This window comes from Microcoleus sp. B13-B6 (genome assembly GCF_036705405.1).
Taxonomy (GTDB): Bacteria; Cyanobacteriota; Cyanobacteriia; order Cyanobacteriales; family Microcoleaceae; genus Microcoleus.
The window spans coordinates 1-2,409 of record NZ_JAUBUJ010000162.1 but is presented as its reverse complement, the minus strand read 5'-3'; the positions used below and the strand labels follow the sequence as shown (position 1 = coordinate 2,409).

The following is a 2,409-nucleotide window of genomic DNA, read 5'->3' as shown; positions in this document are numbered from 1 at the left end:
CTACGGAACTGGTGGAAACACCAGGTAGGGAAATACTGGTGTCTTCTGTAAAACCAGTGCCGGTATTTTTGTACAGTTTAGAAACAATGCCTAAGGTAAAAGGTGCATAGCCAGTCAACAGGAAGTCTTGTTTTCCATCTCCGTTATAGTCGGCCCAAGCTACGGAGCCGAAGGAAACACCAGGTAGGGAAATATTGGTGTCTTCTGTAAAACCAGTGCCTTGGTTTTTGTATATCCGGGAGATCCTGGGGTAAGCATCACCTGTCAACAACAAGTCCTGTTTTCCGTCTCCATTATAGTCAGCCCAAGCTACAGAGCTATTACGAACACCGGGCAAAGAAATCCCGGTGTTTTGTGTAAAACCACTCCCTGTATTTTTGTACAGTATTGAGCCATACTGCATACCAGTCAATAATAAGTCTACGTTGCCGTCTTCGTTATAGTCTGCCCAGCTTGCAGAACCGTAATCTCCACCAGACAAGGAGATATTAGAGTCTTCCACGAAAGCCGGTACAGCAGTAGCAGTATTGAAATTCCAAGCAGTTGCACCTGTAGTACCGGCATAATTATTACCTGCAATATCTTTAATCGCACCAGCAGCAATTTCAACGTAGTAACCAGTACCGGGCGCTAAATCTGCTGTGGGATTAACGGTGACGGTTGAGCCGCTAATCGTGACATTGGGGGAAGTAACATTTATAGTGTCCACCAGCGTGCCGTCGGTTTTCTTGATGACAATATTGCCAGTGCCTTTTTGGACTGCTTCATTCAAGTTGACAACTAAATTAGCAGCAACTGCAATATTAGTGGCGTTATCGGCGGGGGTGAAAGTGGCAGCGGTCGGCGCTGTGGTGTCAGCAGTGGTGAAATTCCAAGCAGTTGCCCCTGTAGTGCCGGCATAATTGTTACCAGCCAAGTCTTTAATCGCACCGTTAGCAATTTCCACGTAGTAACCAGTACCAGGCGCTAAATCTGCCGTGGGATTAACTGTGACTGTACTACCGCTAACGGTGACATTTGTGGAAGTAACATTTATAGTTTCCACCACTGAGTTATCCGAGACTTTCTTGATAACAATATTGCCGATGCCTTTTTGTACGGCTTCACTCAAGGTGACAACTACATTAGCAGCAACTGCAACACTGGTGGCGTTATCTGCGGGGGTGAAAGTGGCGCCTGTCGGCGCTGTGGTATCAGCGACGGTGGTGAAATTCCAAGTAGCTGCACCTGTAGTACCGGCATAATTGTTACCTGCTAAGTCTTTAATTGCACCAGCAGCAATTTCAACGTAGTAACCAGTACCAGGCGCTAAATCTGCCGTGGGATTAACTGTGACGCTACTGCCAGTAACGGTGACATTTGCTGAGGTGACATTGATAGTTTCTACTAGCGAGTTATCCGAGACTTTCTTGATGACAATATTGCCGATGCCTTTTTGTACGGCTTCACTCAATGTTACGACTAAATTAGCAGCAACTGCAACACTGGTGGCGTTATCTGCGGGGGTGAAACTGGCTGTCGGTGGTGTGGTGTCAACGGCGGCAGCAGTGGTGAAATTCCAAGTGGTTGCGCCTGTAATCCCGGCATAATTGTTACCAGCTAAGTCTTTAATTGCACCGTTGGCAATTTCGACATAGTATGGAGTGTTTGCTGCCAAGTCAGCAGTCGGATTAACTGTAACAGTAGAGCCGCTAACTGTGACATTAGCCGCCGTCACATTAATAGTTTCTACAATTGAGTTATCCGAGACTTTCTTGATAACCAAATTGCCGATGCCTTTTTGTACAGCTTCGCTCAAGGTGACAACTAAATTCGCACCCACCGCCACACTGGTAGCGTTATCTGCGGGGGTGAAAGTGGCTGTCGGTGGTGTGGTGTCAGCGGCAACAGCCGTGGTGAAATTCCAAGCTGTTGCACCTGCAATCCCGGCATAATTGTTGCCTGCTAAGTCTTTAATTGCACCGTTGGCAATTTCGACATAGTATGCAGTGTTTGCTGCCAAGTCAGCAGTCGGATTAACTGTAACAGTAGAGCCACTAACTGTGACATTAGCCGCCGTCACATTAATAGTTTCTACAACTGAGTTATCCGAAACTTTCTTGATAACCAAATTGCCGATGCCTTTTTGTACGGCTTCACTCAAGGTGACAACTAAATTAGCACCCACAGCCACACTGGTGGCGTTATCTGCGGGGGTGAAAGTGGCTGTCGGTGGTGTGGTGTCAGCGGCAACAGCCGTGGTGAAATTCCAAGCTGTTGCACCTGCAATCCCGGCATAATTGTTGCCTGCTAAGTCTTTAATTGCACCGTTGGCAATTTCGACATAGTATGCAGTGTTTGCTGCCAAGTCAGCAGTCGGATTAACTGTAACAGTAGAGCCACTAACTGTGACATTAGCCGCCGTCACAT

At 47.2% G+C, this 2,409-nt stretch carries 1 protein-coding gene; it reads right to left on the bottom strand.

Annotated features, from left to right (window positions below; all coding sequences use genetic code 11):
* A partial coding sequence (locus QUB35_RS36880; protein WP_333147709.1) for an Ig-like domain-containing protein occupies nt 1-2,409 on the bottom strand: 2,409 nt, incomplete at both ends.